Origin of the sequence: Pseudomonas sp. DL, from assembly GCF_047199225.1 — a bacterium.
GTDB lineage: Bacteria > Pseudomonadota > Gammaproteobacteria > Pseudomonadales > Pseudomonadaceae > Pseudomonas > Pseudomonas aeruginosa.
In genome coordinates this window covers 4,787,683-4,805,933 of record NZ_CP178323.1, presented here as the reverse complement: position 1 = coordinate 4,805,933, position 18,251 = coordinate 4,787,683, and the positions used below count along the sequence as shown (strand labels likewise).

19 protein-coding genes are annotated in these 18,251 nt (G+C 65.4%); 13 read left to right on the top strand and 6 right to left on the bottom strand.

Annotation, left to right across the window (positions count from 1 at the left end; all coding sequences use genetic code 11):
* Positions 1-366: 366 nt before the first annotated feature.
* The 12 genes from rpoE (at position 367) to pdxJ (ending at position 10,891) form a co-directional block, all read left to right on the top strand.
* Positions 367-948: an RNA polymerase sigma factor RpoE gene (rpoE, locus tag ACI766_RS22430; protein ID WP_003085543.1), complete on the top strand. Its 582-nt coding sequence runs from the start codon at positions 367-369 to the stop codon at positions 946-948.
* 31 nt (positions 949-979) lie between these two features.
* Positions 980-1,564 carry an anti-sigma factor MucA gene (gene mucA, locus ACI766_RS22425; protein WP_003101958.1) on the top strand — a complete coding sequence of 195 codons (585 nt, stop codon included), beginning with the start codon at positions 980-982 and terminating at the stop codon, positions 1,562-1,564.
* An 8-nt stretch (positions 1,565-1,572) separates the two neighbouring features.
* On the top strand, positions 1,573-2,523 hold the full coding sequence (gene mucB / locus ACI766_RS22420; protein WP_003101960.1) for a sigma factor AlgU regulator MucB: 951 nt from the start codon (positions 1,573-1,575) through the stop codon (positions 2,521-2,523).
* Positions 2,520-2,975 (top strand): alginate biosynthesis regulator MucC, encoded by a 456-nt coding sequence (gene mucC, locus ACI766_RS22415; protein ID WP_003110245.1) that lies wholly within the window; start codon positions 2,520-2,522, stop codon positions 2,973-2,975. The genes mucB and mucC overlap by 4 nt, the downstream gene beginning before the upstream one ends.
* 39 nt (positions 2,976-3,014) lie before the next feature.
* A complete protein-coding gene (gene mucD / locus ACI766_RS22410; RefSeq protein WP_003101964.1) occupies positions 3,015-4,439 on the top strand; it encodes a serine protease MucD in 1,425 nt (474 codons plus the stop codon).
* 149 nt (positions 4,440-4,588) lie between these two features.
* Positions 4,589-6,388 (top strand): translation elongation factor 4, encoded by a 1,800-nt coding sequence (gene lepA / locus ACI766_RS22405; protein WP_003085555.1) that lies wholly within the window; start codon positions 4,589-4,591, stop codon positions 6,386-6,388.
* Positions 6,389-6,393: 5 nt separating this feature from the next.
* Positions 6,394-7,248 (top strand): signal peptidase I, encoded by an 855-nt coding sequence (gene lepB / locus ACI766_RS22400; RefSeq protein ID WP_003101969.1) that lies wholly within the window; start codon positions 6,394-6,396, stop codon positions 7,246-7,248.
* Between the two features lie 168 nt (positions 7,249-7,416).
* Entirely contained in the window at positions 7,417-7,794 is a 378-nt protein-coding gene (locus tag ACI766_RS22395; RefSeq protein ID WP_023086589.1) for a DUF4845 domain-containing protein, read from the top strand.
* Positions 7,791-8,480, top strand: a complete 690-nt coding sequence (gene rnc / locus ACI766_RS22390; protein ID WP_003085565.1) for a ribonuclease III — start codon at positions 7,791-7,793, stop codon at positions 8,478-8,480. Before ACI766_RS22395 ends, rnc begins: the two co-directional genes overlap by 4 nt.
* Positions 8,473-9,390, top strand: coding sequence for a GTPase Era (era, locus tag ACI766_RS22385; RefSeq protein WP_003085566.1), 918 nt, complete (start codon positions 8,473-8,475; stop codon positions 9,388-9,390). Before rnc ends, era begins: the two co-directional genes overlap by 8 nt.
* Positions 9,391-9,450: 60 nt before the next feature.
* On the top strand, positions 9,451-10,152 hold the full coding sequence (gene recO / locus ACI766_RS22380) for a DNA repair protein RecO (protein WP_003101972.1): 702 nt from the start codon (positions 9,451-9,453) through the stop codon (positions 10,150-10,152).
* Positions 10,145-10,891: a pyridoxine 5'-phosphate synthase gene (pdxJ, locus tag ACI766_RS22375; protein WP_003101974.1), complete on the top strand. Its 747-nt coding sequence runs from the start codon at positions 10,145-10,147 to the stop codon at positions 10,889-10,891. Before recO ends, pdxJ begins: the two co-directional genes overlap by 8 nt.
* Before the next feature lie 90 nt (positions 10,892-10,981).
* On the opposite strand, the gene cmoB is transcribed toward pdxJ, so the two are convergent.
* The 6 genes from cmoB to lon form a co-directional block, all read right to left on the bottom strand.
* On the bottom strand, positions 10,982-11,950 hold the full coding sequence (cmoB, locus tag ACI766_RS22370) for a tRNA 5-methoxyuridine(34)/uridine 5-oxyacetic acid(34) synthase CmoB (RefSeq protein WP_003085573.1): 969 nt from the start codon (positions 11,948-11,950) through the stop codon (positions 10,982-10,984).
* A complete protein-coding gene (gene cmoA, locus ACI766_RS22365) occupies positions 11,947-12,687 on the bottom strand; it encodes a carboxy-S-adenosyl-L-methionine synthase CmoA (RefSeq protein ID WP_003123029.1) in 741 nt (246 codons plus the stop codon). Before cmoA ends, cmoB begins: the two co-directional genes overlap by 4 nt.
* A 104-nt stretch (positions 12,688-12,791) precedes the next feature.
* A complete protein-coding gene (locus ACI766_RS22360) occupies positions 12,792-13,364 on the bottom strand; it encodes a hypothetical protein (protein ID WP_003085577.1) in 573 nt (190 codons plus the stop codon).
* A gap of 131 nt (positions 13,365-13,495) precedes the next feature.
* A complete protein-coding gene (locus ACI766_RS22355) occupies positions 13,496-14,248 on the bottom strand; it encodes a substrate-binding periplasmic protein (RefSeq protein ID WP_023086588.1) in 753 nt (250 codons plus the stop codon).
* Positions 14,249-14,346: 98 nt separating this feature from the next.
* On the bottom strand, positions 14,347-14,751 hold the full coding sequence (locus ACI766_RS22350) for a protease inhibitor I42 family protein (RefSeq protein ID WP_412828468.1): 405 nt from the start codon (positions 14,749-14,751) through the stop codon (positions 14,347-14,349).
* 110 nt (positions 14,752-14,861) lie between these two features.
* Entirely contained in the window at positions 14,862-17,261 is a 2,400-nt protein-coding gene (gene lon / locus ACI766_RS22345) for an endopeptidase La (RefSeq protein ID WP_003101982.1), read from the bottom strand.
* Between the two features lie 190 nt (positions 17,262-17,451).
* Here lon and ACI766_RS22340 point away from each other — a divergent pair, with 190 nt between their 5' ends.
* Positions 17,452-18,204 carry an AraC family transcriptional regulator gene (locus tag ACI766_RS22340; RefSeq protein WP_003085585.1) on the top strand — a complete coding sequence of 251 codons (753 nt, stop codon included), beginning with the start codon at positions 17,452-17,454 and terminating at the stop codon, positions 18,202-18,204.
* Positions 18,205-18,251 lie beyond the last annotated feature (47 nt).

Here is an 18,251-nt window from a genome sequence, read left to right as displayed (position 1 = left end):
CTGGCGGCACAATAGCGCACCCCCGCTGCCGGTCCGGCGGATGAGCTGCGGGCCTGTCATCGGCAGGCGTCATCAGAGCGGGGCGATGTAGTGCTGGAACTTTCTTAGACGCATCGGTTCCAAAGCAGGATGCCTGAAGACCTCGTCCGGTTGGCCTACCCAGCGGCACAGAGGCCGGGCCCTGAGCCCGATGCAATCCATTTTCGCGGGGCCCGGACACGATGTCCGGGGCCGCACGTCACGAGCGAGGAAAAAACTCGTGACGCATGCTTGGAGGGGAGAACTTTTGCAAGAAGCCCGAGTCTATCTTGGCAAGACGATTCGCTGGGACGCTCGAAGCTCCTCCAGGTTCGAAGAGGAGCTTTCATGCTAACCCAGGAACAGGATCAGCAACTGGTTGAACGGGTACAGCGCGGAGACAAGCGGGCTTTCGATCTGCTGGTACTGAAATACCAGCACAAGATACTGGGATTGATCGTGCGGTTCGTGCACGACGCTCAGGAAGCCCAGGACGTAGCGCAGGAAGCCTTCATCAAGGCATACCGTGCGCTCGGCAATTTCCGCGGCGATAGTGCTTTTTATACCTGGCTGTATCGGATCGCCATCAACACCGCGAAGAACCACCTGGTCGCTCGCGGGCGTCGGCCACCGGACAGCGATGTGACCGCAGAGGATGCGGAGTTCTTCGAGGGCGACCACGCCCTGAAGGACATCGAGTCGCCGGAACGGGCGATGTTGCGGGATGAGATCGAGGCCACCGTGCACCAGACCATCCAGCAGTTGCCCGAGGATTTGCGCACGGCCCTGACCCTGCGCGAGTTCGAAGGTTTGAGTTACGAAGATATCGCCACCGTGATGCAGTGTCCGGTGGGGACGGTACGGTCGCGGATCTTCCGCGCTCGTGAAGCAATCGACAAAGCTCTGCAGCCTTTGTTGCGAGAAGCCTGACACAGCGGCAAATGCCAAGAGAGGTATCGCTATGAGTCGTGAAGCCCTGCAGGAAACTCTGTCCGCTGTGATGGATAACGAAGCGGATGAACTCGAGTTGCGGCGGGTGCTCGCAGCTTGCGGCGAGGATGCCGAGCTGCGTTCCACCTGGTCGCGTTACCAGTTGGCGCGGTCCGTCATGCACCGCGAGCCTACCCTGCCGAAGCTGGATATCGCTGCGGCGGTCTCTGCTGCCCTGGCCGACGAGGCCGCTCCGCCGAAAGCGGAGAAGGGACCGTGGCGGATGGTCGGTCGCCTGGCGGTCGCTGCCTCGGTGACCCTGGCGGTGCTGGCCGGCGTGCGTCTGTACAACCAGAACGACGCCCTGCCGCAGATGGCGCAACAGGGGACCACCCCGCAGATCGCCCTGCCTCAGGTGAAAGGCCCGGCCGTGCTGGCCGGCTACAGCGAAGAGCAGGGGGCGCCGCAGGTGATCACCAACTCCTCGTCCAGCGATACCCGCTGGCATGAGCAGCGTCTGCCGATCTACCTGCGTCAGCACGTGCAACAATCCGCCGTCAGTGGTACAGAGAGCGCGCTGCCCTACGCTCGGGCAGCCAGCCTGGAAAACCGCTGAGGAGAGACATGCGCACCACCTCCCTGTTGCTTTTGCTTGGCAGCCTGATGGCGGTTCCCGCCACTCAGGCTGCCGACGCTTCCGACTGGCTGAATCGTCTCGCCGAGGCCGATCGCCAGAACAGTTTCCAAGGCACCTTCGTCTACGAGCGCAATGGCAGCTTCTCCACCCATGAGATCTGGCATCGCGTGGAGAGCGATGGTGCGGTTCGCGAGCGCCTGCTCCAGCTCGACGGCGCGCGCCAGGAAGTGGTCCGGGTCGACGGGCGCACCCAGTGCATCAGCGGCGGCCTTGCCGACCAACTGGCCGATGCCCAGCTGTGGCCGGTGCGCAAGTTCGATCCCTCCCAGCTGGCTTCCTGGTACGACCTGCGCCTGGTCGGCGAATCCCGTGTCGCCGGCCGCCCGGCAGTGGTCCTTGCGGTGACTCCGCGCGACCAGCATCGCTACGGCTTCGAGCTGCACCTGGACCGCGACACCGGCCTGCCGTTGAAGTCGCTGCTGCTGAACGAGAAGGGGCAGTTGCTCGAGCGCTTCCAGTTCACCCAGTTGAATACCGGCGCGGCACCTGCCGAAGACCAGTTGCAGGCGGGCGCCGAATGCCAGGTCGTCGGCCCGGCCAAGGCCGACGGCGAGAAGACCGTGGCCTGGCGCTCGGAATGGCTGCCGCCAGGTTTCACCCTGACCCGCAGTTTCATGCGTCGCAGTCCGGTCACCCCCGATCCGGTCGCCTGCCTGACCTATGGCGATGGCCTGGCACGATTCTCGGTGTTCATCGAGCCGCTGCACGGTGCCATGGTTGGCGACGCGCGCAGCCAGCTCGGCCCGACCGTGGTGGTTTCCAAGCGCCTGCAGACCGATGACGGCGGCCAGATGGTGACCGTCGTCGGCGAAGTGCCGCTGGGCACCGCCGAGCGGGTGGCGCTGTCCATCCGGCCCGAGGCCGCCGCCCAGAAATGATCGAGGAGCAGGGGCGAGTGGTGGCGACCGAGCCGGGAGCGGTATGGGTCGAGACCGTGCGCCGCAGTACCTGCTCGTCCTGCTCGGCCAATGCCGGTTGCGGCCAGGGGCTGATGCAGCGCCTGGGCGTCGGCGCGGGGCGTGCCCGGGTGCGCGCGTTGAGCGACCTGAGCCTGCGGGTCGGCGATGCGGTCGTCCTAGGAATTCATGAAGACCTGTTGTTGCGCGCCTCCGTCCTCTTCTATCTTTTCCCTCTGCTCGGGTTTTTCGTGGCAGCATTGCTGGCGACCCGGGCGGGCCTTGTCGAACCTCTGATCATCGTGTCCGGGCTGGCGGGTTTGCTGGCGGCCTGGCTATTGGTGCGTCGGCATGCTCGTCGTCATGCCGATGATCCAGCCTCGCAGCCGGTGGTTCTGCGAGCGCTGATTTCCGGGCCGTCCGATTCGGCCTGAGTCTTTCTCTTCCCTCGAACATCACGGGAGCTGTAGTCGATGCATACCCTAAAACGCTGTATGGCTGCGATGGTGGCCTTGCTGGCCTTGAGCCTGGCGATGACGGCCCGGGCAGAACTGCCGGACTTCACGCCTTTGGTCGAACAGGCGTCGCCGGCGGTGGTGAATATCAGTACGCGGCAGAAGCTGCCGGATCGCGCCATGGCGCGCGGGCAGCTGTCGATCCCCGACCTCGAAGGGCTGCCGCCGATGTTCCGCGACTTCCTCGAACGCAGCATCCCGCAGGTTCCGCGCAATCCGCGCGGCCAGCAGCGCGAGGCGCAATCGCTGGGTTCCGGCTTCATCATCTCCAACGACGGCTACATCCTCACCAACAATCACGTCGTGGCCGATGCCGACGAGATCCTGGTGCGCCTGTCCGACCGTAGCGAGCACAAGGCCAAGCTGGTCGGCGCGGACCCGCGCAGCGACGTGGCGGTGCTGAAGATCGAGGCGAAGAACCTGCCGACCCTGAAACTGGGCGATTCGAACAAGCTGAAAGTGGGCGAATGGGTCCTGGCCATCGGTTCGCCGTTCGGCTTCGATCACTCGGTCACCGCCGGTATCGTCAGTGCCAAGGGTCGTAGCCTGCCGAACGAGAGCTACGTACCCTTCATCCAGACCGACGTGGCGATCAACCCGGGTAACTCCGGCGGTCCGCTGCTGAACCTGCAGGGCGAAGTGGTCGGCATCAACTCGCAGATCTTCACCCGTTCCGGCGGCTTCATGGGCCTGTCCTTCGCCATTCCGATCGATGTCGCGCTGAACGTCGCCGACCAGTTGAAGAAAGCCGGCAAGGTCAGTCGCGGCTGGCTGGGCGTGGTGATCCAGGAAGTGAACAAGGATCTCGCCGAGTCCTTCGGCCTCGACAAGCCGTCCGGCGCGCTGGTGGCGCAACTGGTGGAAGACGGCCCGGCGGCCAAGGGTGGCCTGCAGGTGGGCGATGTGATCCTCAGCCTGAACGGCCAGTCGATCAACGAGTCCGCCGACCTGCCGCACCTGGTGGGCAACATGAAGCCGGGCGACAAGATCAACCTGGACGTGATTCGCAACGGCCAGCGCAAGTCCCTGAGCATGGCGGTAGGCAGCCTTCCGGACGACGACGAGGAAATCGCCTCGATGGGCGCTCCGGGCGCCGAGCGCAGCAGCAACCGCCTGGGCGTGACCGTCGCCGACCTGACCGCCGAGCAGCGCAAGAGCCTGGATATCCAGGGCGGCGTGGTGATCAAGGAAGTCCAGGACGGTCCGGCCGCGGTCATCGGCCTGCGTCCGGGCGATGTCATCACCCACCTGGACAACAAGGCGGTGACCTCGACCAAGGTCTTCGCCGACGTGGCCAAGGCCCTGCCGAAGAACCGTTCGGTTTCGATGCGGGTGCTGCGCCAGGGACGCGCCAGCTTCATTACCTTCAAGCTGGCCGAATAAGCCGGCTGGCGAAAAAAGGGCGGTTTCCACCGCCCTTTTTCATGCCCGTCAATCCGTTACCTGCGTGACGCCTTGCCCGAGCATCAGGTAAACTCCCCGGCTATTTTTCGGCGGATTGCCGCCCTTGCCCTTTTCGAGTGTGTTGAGCCGTGAGCGACCTGAGCCATATCCGCAATTTCTCCATCATTGCCCATATCGACCATGGCAAGTCGACGCTGGCCGATCGCTTCATCCAGATGTGCGGCGGCCTCTCCGATCGCGAAATGGAGGCCCAGGTCCTGGACTCCATGGACCTGGAGCGCGAGCGCGGGATCACCATCAAGGCCCACAGCGTGACCCTGCACTACAAGGCGCAGGACGGTAAGACCTACCAGCTCAACTTCATCGATACCCCCGGCCACGTCGACTTCACCTACGAAGTCAGCCGCTCGCTGGCCGCCTGCGAGGGCGCGCTGCTGGTAGTGGACGCCGGCCAGGGCGTCGAGGCGCAGTCCGTCGCCAACTGCTACACCGCCATCGAGCAGGGGCTGGAAGTGATGCCCGTGCTGAACAAGATGGACCTGCCCCAGGCCGAGCCGGAGCGGGTGAAAGAGGAAATCGAGAGCATCATCGGCATCGACGCCACCGACGCCGTGGCCTGCAGCGCCAAGAGCGGGATGGGCGTGCTGGAGGTGCTGGAGCGCCTGGTGACCGCCATCCCCGCCCCGGAAGGCGAGATCGAGGCGCCGCTGCAGGCGCTGATCATCGACTCCTGGTTCGACAACTACCTCGGCGTGGTCTCGCTGGTACGGGTGAAGAACGGCCGGGTGAAGAAGGGCGACAAGATCCTGGTGAAGTCCACCGGCAAGGTCCACCAGGTGGACAGCGTCGGGGTATTCACTCCGAAGCACACCGAGACCGTCGACCTGAAGGCGGGCGAGGTGGGCTTCATCATCGCCGGTATCAAGGATATCCACGGCGCGCCGGTGGGCGATACGCTGACCCTGAACAACACGCCGGACGTCGAGGTCCTGCCGGGCTTCAAGCGGGTCAAGCCGCAGGTCTACGCGGGCCTGTTCCCGGTCAGCTCGGACGATTTCGAGGACTTCCGCGACGCCCTGCAGAAACTGACCCTCAACGACTCGTCGCTGCAATACGAGCCGGAAAGCTCCGAAGCCCTGGGCTTCGGCTTCCGTTGCGGCTTCCTCGGCATGCTGCACATGGAGATCATCCAGGAGCGCCTGGAGCGCGAATACGACCTGGACCTGATCACCACCGCGCCCACGGTGGTCTTCGAGATCGTGCAGAAGAATGGCGAGATCATCTACGTCGACAACCCGTCCAAGCTCCCGGACCTGGCGTCGATCCAGGAAATGCGCGAACCGATCTGCCGCGCCACCATCCTGGTGCCCAAGGACCACCTGGGCAACGTGATCACCCTGTGCATCGAGAAGCGCGGCGTGCAGCGCGACATGCACTTCCTCAGCGGCCAGGTGCAGGTGGTCTACGACCTGCCGATGAACGAGGTGGTGCTCGACTTCTTCGATCGCCTCAAGTCCACCAGCCGCGGCTATGCTTCCCTGGACTACAGCTTCGATCGTTTCGAGCCGTCCAACCTGGTTCGTCTCGACGTGCTGATCAATGGCGAGAAGGTCGACGCCCTCGCCCTGATCGTCCACCGCGACAACGCCCCCTACAAGGGCCGCCAGCTGGTGGAGAAAATGAAGGAACTGATCCCGCGGCAGATGTTCGACGTGGCGATCCAGGCAGCCATCGGTGGGCAGATCATCGCCCGCTCGACGGTCAAGGCGCTCAGGAAGAACGTGCTGGCCAAGTGTTACGGTGGCGACGTGAGCCGTAAACGCAAGCTGCTGGAGAAGCAGAAGGCTGGTAAGAAAAGGATGAAGCAGGTCGGTAGCGTGGAAATTCCCCAGGAAGCCTTCCTCGCCGTGCTCAAAGTGGATAGCTAGAACCCATGACACTCAATTTCCCGTTGTTGCTGGTCATCGCCGTGGCTGTATGCGGCGCCCTGGCCCTGGTCGACCTGGTGCTGTTCGCGCCGCGTCGGCGGGCCGCGATCTCTTCCTACGAAGGGCAGGTGAACGAGCCCGATCCGGCAGTGCTGGAGAAGCTCAACAAGGAACCGCTGCTGGTGGAGTACGGCAAGTCGTTCTTCCCGGTGCTGTTCATCGTGCTGGTGCTGCGTTCCTTCCTGGTCGAGCCGTTCCAGATTCCCTCGGGGTCGATGAAACCTACCCTCGAGGTCGGCGATTTCATCCTGGTCAACAAGTTCGCCTACGGTATCCGCCTGCCGGTGCTGGACACCAAGGTGATCCCGATCGGTGATCCGCAGCGCGGCGATGTCATGGTGTTCCGCTATCCCAGCGAACCGAACATCAACTACATCAAGCGCGTGGTCGGCCTGCCCGGCGACACCGTGCGCTACACCAAGGAAAAGCGCCTGTACGTCAACGGCGAGCTGGTGGCGGAGAAACTGGTCGGCGAGGAACCGGGCACCCTGGGCAGCGTGACCCTGTACCAGGAGAAGCTGGGCCAGGCCGAGCACCTGATCCGCAAGGAAATGAGCCGCTATCGCATCGAGCCCGACCGCCAGTGGACCATTCCCGCCGGCCACTACTTCATGATGGGCGACAACCGCGACAACTCCAACGACAGCCGCTACTGGAACGATCCGAAGATCCCCAAGGATCTGCTGGGCATGGTTCCGGACCGCAATATCGTCGGCAAGGCCTTCGCTGTATGGATGAGCTGGCCCGATCCGAAGATGAGCAACCTGCCGAACTTCTCCCGGGTCGGCGTGATTCACTGACCTGTGCGCAGGTTCGCCACGCGGAAGGGCGCTCCTGCTGAATAATCGCGAAGCGGGGCTGCTCCCGAGGGCAGCCCCGCTTTCACTTCCGCGAACGCCGCCGCAGGGCCCTGCCCGATGGCGTTACCGCTCGCTGGACGGAATAACTACACTGACATGAGGTCCGACATGAGGTTCGCGCGTTCGCAGAAGGGGATGTCCCTGCTGGGGTGGCTGGTGGTGCTGGGCGTGGTGGCGTTCTTCGCCAGCGCCGCGTTCAAGATCATCCCGCACTACTTGGATTACTACTCGCTGGAGAAGGTGATCACTTCCGTGGAGACCGACAAGGCGGCCGAGGTGCGTTCCGTGCCGGAGTTCTACAGCTACGTCGGCAAGGGGATGCAGATCAACGGCATCCGCAACCTGGACCTGGAGAAGGCCCTGGAGGTGCAACTGGAAGACAACCAATTCCGGGCGCACCTGAAATATGAAAAACGCGAGCCACTGATCAGCAATATCGACCTGGTGGTCCACTTCGACAAAGAATTCCGTGTACGCATGCCGTGAGTAATTCGCTGGACCGACTCGAGCGCAAGCTCGGCTATACCTTCAAAGACCGGGACCTGATGGTCCTGGCCCTGACCCATCGCAGCTACGCCGGGCGCAACAACGAGCGCCTGGAGTTCCTCGGTGACGCCATTCTCAACTTCGTCATCGGCGAGGCGCTGTTCCACCACTTCCCGCAGGCTCGCGAAGGCCAGCTTTCGCGCCTGCGCGCGCGATTGGTCAAGGGCGAGACCCTGGCCCTGCTGGCGCGCGGCTTCGAGGTGGGCGACTACCTGCGGCTGGGCTCGGGCGAGCTGAAGAGCGGCGGGTTCCGCCGCGAGTCGATCCTCGCCGATGCGATGGAAGCCCTGATCGGCGCCATCTACCTGGATACCGGCATGGACTCCGCGCGCGAGCGGATCATCGCCTGGCTCGGACCGCAACTGCGCGAGCTGACCCCGGTGGACACCAACAAGGACCCCAAGACCCGCCTGCAGGAGTTCCTGCAGTCGCGTGGCTGCGACCTGCCGCGCTACGAGGTGGTGGATATCCAGGGCGAACCCCATTGCCGGACCTTCTTCGTCGATTGCGAAGTGGCCCTGCTGAGCGACAAGACCCACGGGCACGGCGGCAGCCGCCGCATCGCCGAGCAGGTGGCCGCGGCCGCCGCGCTGGTGGCCCTGGGCGTGGAGAATGGCCATGACTGACATGCACGACGACATCCCCGCCGGCAGCCGTTGCGGCTACGTGGCGATCGTGGGGCGCCCCAATGTGGGCAAGTCCACCCTGCTCAACCACATCCTCGGGCAGAAGCTGGCGATCACCTCGCGCAAGCCGCAGACCACCCGCCACAACATGCTCGGGATCAAGACCGAGGGCGAGGTGCAGGCCGTCTACGTCGATACGCCCGGCCTGCACAAGAGCGGCGAGAAGGCCCTCAACCGCTACATGAACCGTACCGCCAGCGCGGCATTGAAGGATGTCGACGTGGTGATCTTCGTGGTCGACCGCACCCGCTGGACCGAAGAGGACCAGATGGTCCTGGAGCGCGTGCAGTACGTCAGTTGCCCGGTGCTGATCGCGGTGAACAAGACCGACCGCATCGAGGAAAAGGCCGACCTGCTGCCGCACCTCGAATGGCTCACCCAGCAGTTGCCGAAGGCCGAGGTAGTACCGATCTCGGCGCAGCACGGGACCAACCTGGACGTGCTGGAGAAGCTGGTCGCCGAGCGTCTGCCGGAAAGCGAGCACTTCTTCCCCGAAGACCAGATCACCGACCGCAGCAGCCGCTTCCTGGCCGCCGAGCTGGTCCGCGAGAAGATCATGCGCCAGCTCGGCGCCGAGCTGCCCTACCAGATCACCGTGGAGATCGAGGAGTTCAAGCAGGAAGGTCGCATCCTGCATATCCATGCGCTGATCCTGGTGGAGCGCGAGGGGCAGAAGAAGATCATCATCGGCGACAAGGGCGAGCGGATCAAAAGCATCGGCCAGAACGCGCGCAAAGACATGGAAGTGCTGTTCGACTCCAAGGTCATGCTCAACCTCTGGGTCAAGGTCAAGGGCGGCTGGTCCGACGACGAGCGCGCCCTGCGCTCGCTGGGCTACGGCGACCTCTGACCGTTCCCGGCAGCCCGGCGCCAGCCGGGCGCCATCCCTCTCGCGCCCGGTCGACCCGCCATGTCCTTCGCCGCCGCCCAAGCCACCTACGTGCTGCATAGCCGGCCGTACAAGGAAACCAGCGCCCTGGTGGACTTCTTCACCCCGCTGGGTCGCCTGCGCGCGGTCCTGCGCGGCGCCCGCGGCAAGGCTGGCGCCCTGGCGCGGCCATTCGTGCCGCTGGAAGCGGAGTGGCGCGGGCGCGGCGAACTGAAGACCGTGGCCCGCCTGGAAAGCGCCGGTGTTCCCAACCTGCTCAATGGCCAGGCGCTGTTCAGCGGTCTCTACCTCAACGAGCTGTTGATCCGCCTGTTGCCGGCGGAAGACCCGCAGCCGGAAATCTTCGCCCACTACGCCGCGACCCTGCCGCTGCTGGCGGCGGGGCGCCCCATCGAACCGCTGCTGCGCGCGTTCGAATGGCGCCTGCTGGAGCAACTGGGCTATGGTTTCGCTCTCGATGTCGACATCGATGGGCGCCCGATCGAGCCGCAGGCGTTGTACCAGCTTTTGCCAGAGGCCGGCCTGGAGCCGGTGGCGCAACTGCAACCCGGGCTGTTCCAGGGCTCCGAACTGTTATCCATGGCCGACGCCGACTGGAGCGCCCCCGGCGCCCTGGCGGCGGCCAAGCGCCTGATGCGCCAGGCGCTCGCTCCCCATCTGGGCGGCCGGCCGCTGGTCAGCCGCGAGCTGTTCATGAACCGTAAGGAGTCACCCCGTGACTGAAGCCACTCGAATTCTGCTCGGCGTGAACATCGATCACGTCGCCACCCTGCGCCAGGCCCGGGGCACCCGCTATCCGGACCCGGTGAAGGCCGCCCTGGACGCCGAGGAAGCCGGCGCCGACGGTATCACCGTGCACCTGCGCGAGGACCGCCGGCATATCCAGGAACGCGACGTGCGGGTGCTCAAGGAAGTGCTGCAGACGCGGATGAACTTCGAGATGGGGGTCACCGAGGAAATGCTCGCCTTCGCCGAGGAGATCCGGCCGGCGCATAGCTGCCTGGTCCCCGAGCGCCGCGAGGAACTGACCACCGAGGGCGGCCTCGACGTCGCCGGCCAGGAACAGCGCATCCGCGACGCGGTGCGACGCCTGGCTGCGGTGGGCAGCGAAGTGTCGCTGTTCATCGATCCCGATCCGCGGCAGATCGAGGCCTCCGCCCGGGTCGGCGCGCCGGCTATCGAACTGCATACCGGTCGCTACGCCGACGCCGAAGACCCCGAGGAGCAGGCCCGCGAGCTGCAGCGGGTACGCGAGGGCGTGGCCCTCGGGCGTTCCCTCGGCCTGATCGTCAACGCCGGGCATGGCCTGCACTACCACAATGTCGAGCCGGTCGCGGCCATCGACGGCATCAACGAGCTGAACATCGGCCACGCCATCGTCGCCCACGCCCTGTTCGTCGGCTTCAGGCAGGCGGTGGCCGAGATGAAAGCGCTGATGCTGGCCGCGGCGACCAAGCGCTGAGGCAATCGCGCCCCGCTTCCCGTCGACCTGCGGGGCGGATGAAAGCATGAAAAAAAGCCCATCCGAGGATGGGCTTTTCCCTATTCGCTGTCAGGGCTTGCGCGCCACCAGCGTGGCGCGCATCGGTGCCGGCAGGCCTTCGACGGTTCGCGAACGGTCCTGCGGATCGAGGAATTCCGGCAGCGACTGGAAACGCATCCATTCGGTGGAGCGTTGTTCCTCGACGCTGGTCAGGCTGACGTCGACGCAGCGCGCGTCGGCGAACCCGGCGCGGCGCAGCCAGAGCTCCAGGGCTGCCACCGAGGGCAGGAACCAGACGTTGCGCATCTGCGCGTAGCGGTCCTCGGGCACCAGCACGGTGCTGGCGTCGCCTTCCACCACCAGGGTCTCCAGGACCAGTTCGCCGCCGCGCTTCAGGCAGTCCTTGAGCGCCAGCAGGTGGTCGATGGGCGAGCGACGGTGATAGAGCACGCCCATGGAGAATACCGTGTCGAAGCCTTCGAGCTTCTCCGGCAGGTCTTCCAGGGCCAGCGGCAGGTGCCAGGCCGGCAGCTCCGGCAGGTAGCGCTTGGCGGCGAGGAACTGGCAGAGGAACAGCCAGTTCGGATCGACCCCGACCACGCTTTCCGCGCCGGCGCCGAGCATGCGCCACTGGTAGTAGCCGTTGCCGCAGCCGACGTCGAGGACGCGTTTGCCACGCAGTTCGACATGTGGCGAGACACGCTCCCATTTCCAGTCGGAACGCCATTCGGTATCGACCTGTACGCCGAAGAAGTCGAACGGCCCCTTGCGCCAGGGAATCAGCCCTTGCAGCGCTTCCTTCACCTGCGCTTGTAGCGCCGCATCGTGGTCGCTGTGCAGGGCGAAGCGCTGGGCCAGTTCGACCTTCGGCGCGGGCACCTGGGGCAGGCGCTGGACCGCGCTCCACCAACGGGCCAGGTCGCCGTGGCCTTCCTCGATGCGCGCGGCGATCTGCGCGGGCAGGCTGGTCGCCCAGCCGTACAGCGGAGAGCCGGCGAGGTGTCGCTGGAGGGCGTCGAGGGCGAGGTGCTGGATCATGGCAGGGCGATCATCGAGGCGAAGTTGAGACACTGGAACCATTGGCTGACCCGGCTGAAGCCGGCGGCCAGGAGCCGTTCACGGTGTTCCTCGAAGGTGTCGGGGAGCATGACGTTTTCCAGCGCGCTGCGCTTCTGCGCGATCTCCAGCTCGCTGTAGCCGTTGGCACGCTTGAAGGCGATGTGCAGGTCGGTGAGCAGCGCGTGCTCCTGCGCATCGGCGAAGCGCAGTTTCTCCGAGAGGATCAGCGCGCCGCCGGGCAGCAGTGCCTGGCGGATCCTGCGCAGCAGGCCGAGGCGCTGGTCGGGGGCGACGAACTGCAGGGTGAAGTTCATCGCCACCAGCGAGGTGGGTTGCAGGTCCAGGGCGAGAATGTCGGCCTCGATCAGCTCGACCGGCAGCAGCTCCTGGTACATGGCGTCCTGGGCATGCAGGTATTCACTGCAGCGCTCGATCATCGCGTGCGAGTTGTCCACCCCGATCACCCGGCAGCCGTCGTTGCGGACGTGGCGGCGCAACGACTGGGTGACCGCGCCGAGCGAGCAGCCTAGGTCGTAGAGCACGCTGTTCGGCTGGGCGAACTGCGCGCCGAGTACGCCGATGTTCTCGACGATGGTGGGGTAGCCCGGCACGGAGCGCTTGATCATGTCGGGGAACACGCGCACCACGTCTTCGTTGAACACGAAGTCGGCGACACGTTGCTGGGGTTGGGCGAACAGGCGATCGGACTCGCTCACGCGGGTGACCTCGGGCATCACGGCTTTTCAGGGGGCCGAATTGTAGCCGAGGGATGAGCGTCGCCCAACTGCGCGGCGACGATTCACCCATGCGCGCAGGCGAATCACCTGAGCTTGTCGGAGAAGTACTCTCCCGCGCCCTGCAGCGGACCCAGCGGGTTCTTCTTGTCTTCCAGGCGATGGATGTTCGGTTCGCCGTTGCTGACCTTGTGCACCAGCACGTCGTTGACGAAGACGAACACCGCCTTGAACGACCAGCCCTGCAACTCCCGTTTCTTGCGGAAGTTGAACACGTCCGCCCAGAAGCTGCCGACCCGCTGGGTGTCGGTCTTGCTGAAATCGAAGGCGTAGCCGATGCAACGGTCCTTCGCTTCCAGGCATTGCACCAGGCCGCCCGGCAGGTAATCGATGGGGATGTTCGGCTGGATGAACATGAGCCGCACGTCGATGAACGACAGCATGCGGCCGTTGCCCTGGGTCAATGGATCGAAACCCAGCCCGAACAGCTGCGAACGGGTCGTGCTGCCGGGTTGCGCCTGGGAATAGCGCAGTTCGGCATCGAGGTAGTCGACGAAGGGGGATTGGACTTCCGCTCGTTCGCTGGGCAGCAGGCTGCCGCAGGAGGAAACGAAGACAGTGGATGCCCAGAGCAGTGAGTAACGAAGAGCGGTGCCCATGACGCGCCTCCTTTCGGTGCCGTCGTAGATTGAGTAATAGACGACGCCAAAAAGGCCTGCCGGAATTTATTCAATCGGCTGAAAGCAGCGTGGTTGCTGGTCTGGCGGCGGATTTCCGGCGGCCCGGAAAGTCATTCGAAAGAAAGCCTATAGCGCTCGCCGAGGACCTTCAGGGTGCCTTCGCGACGCAGTTGGCGCAGCCCTTCGTCGAGTTCCGCGAGACGCGCGTCGACCTCCGGCAGGTGCGGACTGAGGCCGACGTGCAGCGGCTGCCGCCCGGGCAGTTCGCCAGCGCGGCGGACCTGTCCGGCGAGCTGCGGATGATGCTCCAGGTAGTGCTCGATGATGTCGCGGTCTTCCAATAGCACGTCGATGCGGCCGAGCAGCAGTTTCTGCAGGTTGCGCGGCAGCACGCGCTCGCCGCCGAGGACCTGCAGGTGCAGGTCGTCGTCGCCGGCCTGGCTGCGCCAGGCTTCGAAGCGCGGATTGTTCACGTAGCCCTGGGCGAGGCCCAGGCGCTGGCCGAGCAGGGATGCATCGCCGGAGTAGCGCCAGTCGCTGTCGTGGCGGGTGTAGAAGGCCAGCCCGACCCAGCCGATGGGCTCGCTGCCGACCCGCAGGCCGTCGAGTCCATAGGCGCCGACCAGGCCGTCGCGATGGCCGTCGCGGACCATCTGCACGGCGCGCGGCCAGGGCAGGCTGTCGAAGTGCGGTGGCTCCCGAAGGACCTGGCTGAGCGCCTCGACCAGGTAGCCGGGCCGCTGCGGCGTGCCAGGGCACAGGTAGGGGCAGCCGTCGTCGCCTGCGAAGCGCAACGGTTCGGCCAGCGAGAGCAGAGGAGCGGCGCAGGACAGGGCGAGCAGGACGAAGGAGGCGCGGAGCATGGAGTCCTCGGGGCGACGGGGCCTGTCAGGATAGGCCAGGTCGCCACGGCGCAGGACGTCGGTCTTCGTACAGAATGTGTCCGCCGCGGGCAGCGGTTTCAGCGCACCTGGATCGCGCAGGAAAAGCTTTCCGCCGGTTCCGCGTCCTTTTCCCAGGGCCGCCGGTAGACCAGTTCCAGGCGGTCGTCGCCGCTGGCGGCGACGCGGAAGCGCCAGGTCGATTCGCCGCCGCTGCCAACCAGGCCACTGTCTTCTTCGGAATTGCTGTAGACCTCCGGGCCAAGGCGCTTGAGCACGCTGGCAGCAGGGTTGCGCAGTTCCCAGCGGAAGCCGGTGGTGGGATTGCTCGGCAGGGTCAGCACCAGTTCCTGGCCTTGCGTCAGCTTCAGCGGCGAACAGTCGTCGGCGTCGTCCAGGGTGACCACCGGCTTCTGTTGCCCGGCGCAGCCGGCCAGGACCACGATGGACAATGGCAGCAGCAGACGGGGGGGGGAAAAGGACATGCAGCGCTCCTCGGCTCGAATGGAAAGGGCGCCAGCATAAACCCTGCTGGCGCCCGAGTGCCAAGGTTGGCGCGGCGGACGGCTGAACCGGTCGGCCATCCGCCGCCGGCTCAGGCCGGGAACAGCACCTTGGCCACGTCGCCGTAGCGCTTGGCGAAATGCACGGTCAGCCCTTCCCTGAGATAGTCGGGCAACTCTTCGAAGTGGCCGCGGTTGGCTTCCGGCAGGATCAGCTCGAAGATCTTCTGCCGGCGCGCGGCGATCACCTTCTCGCGGACCCCGCCGATGGGCAGGACCTGGCCGGTCAGGGTCAGTTCGCCGGTCATCGCCACGCCTTTCTTCGGCACCTGGTTGCGCGCCAGGGAGAGCAGGGCGCTGGCCATGGTGACGCCGGCGCTGGGACCGTCCTTGGGCGTGGCACCTTCCGGCACGTGCAGGTGGACGAACGCCTGGTCGAAGAAGGTCGGGTCGCCGCCATACTTCTTCAGGTGCGAGCCGATGTAGCTATAGGCGATCTCGGCGGATTCCTTCATCACGTCGCCGAGCTGGCCGGTGAGCTTGAAGCCACGGTTCAGCGTGTGGATGCGGGTCGCCTCGATCGGCAGGGTGGCGCCGCCCATGCTGGTCCAGGCCAGCCCGGTGATCACGCCGATCCCGGAAAGCACCTGCTCGCTGCGGAACACCGGCATGCCGAGGTAGTCCTCGAGGTCCCTGGGACCGATCTTCACCTTCGACTCGGGATCCTCCAGCAGTTTGACCACCGACTTGCGCACCAGCTTGCCGAGCTGTTTCTCCAACTGGCGCACCCCGGCTTCCCGCGCATAGCCCTCGATCACCGCGCGCAGCGCGGCATCGCTGATGCTCAGGCGGCCCTTGGGTACGCCGGCCTTTTCCAACTGCTTGGGCCACAGGTGGCGCTTGGCGATGGCCAGTTTTTCCTCGGAGATGTAGCCGGACAGGCGGATCACTTCCATCCGGTCGAGGAGCGGTCCGGGGATCGAGTCGAGGGTGTTGGCGGTGCAGACGAACAGCACCTTGGACAGGTCCAGGCGCAGGTCCAGGTAGTGGTCGAGGAATTCGACGTTCTGCTCCGGGTCGAGGGTTTCCAGCAGCGCCGAGGCCGGGTCGCCCTGGTAGCTGGCGCCGAGCTTGTCGATCTCGTCGAGCATGATCACCGGGTTCATCACCTCGACTTCCTTCAATGCCTGCACCAGCTTGCCGGGCAGGGCGCCGATGTAGGTGCGGCGGTGGCCCTTGATCTCCGCCTCGTCGCGCATGCCGCCGACGCTGAAACGGTAGAACGGCCGGCCGAGGCTCTCGGCGATGGATTTGCCGATGCTGGTCTTGCCCACTCCCGGCGGGCCGACCAGGAGCACGATGGAGCCGGCGATCTCGCCCTTGAAACTACCCACGGCGAGGAACTCGAGGATGCGATCCTTGATGTCGTCGAGGCCCGCGTGATGCTTGTCGAGGACCTTGCGCGCATGCTTGAGGTCGAGCTTGTCCTTGCCGTACACGCCCCAGGGCAGGGCTGTGGCCCAGTCCAGGTAGTTGCGGGTGACGGCGTACTCGGGCGAGCCGCTCTCGAGGATCGACAGCTTGTTCAGCTCTTCGTCGATACGCTTGCGCGCCTGCTCGGGCAGCACCTTGCCTTCCAGGCGGGCGCGGAATTCGTCGGCGTCGGCGCTCTTGTCGTCCTTGGTGATGCCCAGCTCCTGCTGGATGATCTTCAACTGTTCCTTGAGGAAGAATTCGCGCTGGTGTTCGCCGATCTTGCGGTTGACCTCGGCGGACAGTTCCTTCTGCAGGCGCGCGACTTCCACTTCCTTGCGCAGCAGCGGCAAGACCTTCTCCATCCGCTTGAGGATCGGCACGGTGTCCAGCACTTCCTGCAGTTCGCCGCCGGGCGCGGTGGTCAGGGCCGCGGCGAAGTCGGTGAGTGGCGACGGGTCGTTGGGACTGAAGCGGTTCAGGTAGTTCTTCAGTTCCTCGCTGTACAGCGGATTGAGCGGCAGCAGCTCCTTGATCGCGTTGATCAGGGCCATGCCGTAGGCCTTCACTTCGTCACTGGGATCGATCGGGGTCTTCGGATAGTCCACCTCCACCATGAACGGCGGACGATGGCGCTTGATCCAGCCCCGGATACGCACCCGCGACAGGCCCTGGGCGACGAACTGCAGCTTGCCGCCCTCGCGCGAGGCATGGTGCACCCGGACCAGCGTGCCGTGCTCGGGCAGGCTGTTGACGTCGAAGTGGCGCGGGTCTTCCGGAGGATTGTCCATGAAGAACAGGGCCAGCGAATGGTGGTCGGTCTTGGCCACCAGTTCGAGGGTTTCCGCCCAGGGTTCTTCGTTGACGATCACCGGCAGCACCTGCGCCGGGAAGAACGGGCGGTTGTGGATCGGGATCACGTAGAGGGTGGTCGGCAGGGTCTGGCCGGGCAGCACCAGGCCGGTGCCGGCGGGCTGCGCGTCGCTGATGTGTTCGGGATTAACGTCCTGGTCGCTCATGAGGCACCTGACTGACTGAAACATGAGAGTCTAGATGGGGCCCCGGGGGCGGGTTTCAATCCCTGTCCGTTCAAGGATGTTGCCGAAGGTTTCCACGCAGCACGCGGTACGCGGGTACCACTTGCGGCAAGGTGCTGGGCAGCGTCGGGCAAGTCGAGTAGAGTGCGCAAAAATTGAGCAGTTGCCGTTCATGTTCGACACCCGCCTCATCCGTCTGCCCGACCAGTCGCACACCCACGCCCACGAGCATCACCAACTGGTGATGTCGCTGGCCGGGCGCGCCGAATTCGAGGTCAACGGCTGTGGCGGGGAAGTCTGCCGGATGCGCGCCTGCCTGGTGCCGGGCGAGGCGGGCCACGTGTTCGCCGGGGTGGGCGACAACCGCATGCTGATCATCGACCTGGGCGAGGACAACCCGACCCCGGAAGACCCCGACCTGCTCGCGCGCCTGTTCGAGGCGCCGCGCTACCCGACCCTGGACGCCGACTTCCAGAACCTGCTCAGCTACGCCGGCGCCGAACTGGCCCGCTACGGCAGCGACCCGCTGCTGACCCGTGCCCTCGGCGGAGTGCTGATCCGCGCCCTGCACCTGCGCCTGTTCGGCGAGCAGCAGCCCCTGGCGGCCAGCGGGCCGCTCGACCTGGAGCGCCTGGACGCGCATATCGTGCGGAACCTGGCGCGGCGCATCACGGTCGCCGAACTGGCCCAGGTCGCCTGTCTCAGCCCGAGCCATTTCCACGCGCAGTTCAAGGACAGCGTCGGCCTGACCCCGCACCAGTACCTGCTCAAGGTCCGCCTCGACTGCGCCGCGCGGTTGCTGCGGGAAAGCCGCCTGCCTCTGGTGCGGATCGCCGAGGAATGCGGCTTCTCCAGCCAGAGCGCGCTGACCACGGCGATGCGCCGCTACCTGGGGCTGACGCCGAAGTCGCTGCGCAAGGGCTGAGCGCCATCCGCCACCTTCGGCGGATAACCGCAGGCGGTTATTCGCCC

What these genes read in the sequence shown, in the direction of transcription:
- mucB (WP_003101960.1), top strand. Translation starts at nt 1,573, where the DNA reads ATGCGCACCACCTCCCTGTTGCTTTTGCTTGGCAGCCTGATGGCGGTT.
- ACI766_RS22355 (WP_023086588.1), bottom strand. Translation starts at nt 14,248, where the DNA reads ATGCTCCGCGCCTCCTTCGTCCTGCTCGCCCTGTCCTGCGCCGCTCCT.
- lepB (WP_003101969.1), top strand. Translation starts at nt 6,394, where the DNA reads ATGACACTCAATTTCCCGTTGTTGCTGGTCATCGCCGTGGCTGTATGC.
- mucC (WP_003110245.1), top strand. Translation starts at nt 2,520, where the DNA reads ATGATCGAGGAGCAGGGGCGAGTGGTGGCGACCGAGCCGGGAGCGGTA.
- ACI766_RS22395 (WP_023086589.1), top strand. Translation starts at nt 7,417, where the DNA reads ATGAGGTTCGCGCGTTCGCAGAAGGGGATGTCCCTGCTGGGGTGGCTG.
- lon (WP_003101982.1), bottom strand. Translation starts at nt 17,261, where the DNA reads ATGAGCGACCAGGACGTTAATCCCGAACACATCAGCGACGCGCAGCCC.
- cmoB (WP_003085573.1), bottom strand. Translation starts at nt 11,950, where the DNA reads ATGATCCAGCACCTCGCCCTCGACGCCCTCCAGCGACACCTCGCCGGC.
- mucA (WP_003101958.1), top strand. Translation starts at nt 980, where the DNA reads ATGAGTCGTGAAGCCCTGCAGGAAACTCTGTCCGCTGTGATGGATAAC.
- recO (WP_003101972.1), top strand. Translation starts at nt 9,451, where the DNA reads ATGTCCTTCGCCGCCGCCCAAGCCACCTACGTGCTGCATAGCCGGCCG.
- rpoE (WP_003085543.1), top strand. Translation starts at nt 367, where the DNA reads ATGCTAACCCAGGAACAGGATCAGCAACTGGTTGAACGGGTACAGCGC.
- era (WP_003085566.1), top strand. Translation starts at nt 8,473, where the DNA reads ATGACTGACATGCACGACGACATCCCCGCCGGCAGCCGTTGCGGCTAC.
- ACI766_RS22360 (WP_003085577.1), bottom strand. Translation starts at nt 13,364, where the DNA reads ATGGGCACCGCTCTTCGTTACTCACTGCTCTGGGCATCCACTGTCTTC.
- mucD (WP_003101964.1), top strand. Translation starts at nt 3,015, where the DNA reads ATGCATACCCTAAAACGCTGTATGGCTGCGATGGTGGCCTTGCTGGCC.
- ACI766_RS22350 (WP_412828468.1), bottom strand. Translation starts at nt 14,751, where the DNA reads ATGTCCTTTTCCCCCCCCCGTCTGCTGCTGCCATTGTCCATCGTGGTC.
- ACI766_RS22340 (WP_003085585.1), top strand. Translation starts at nt 17,452, where the DNA reads ATGTTCGACACCCGCCTCATCCGTCTGCCCGACCAGTCGCACACCCAC.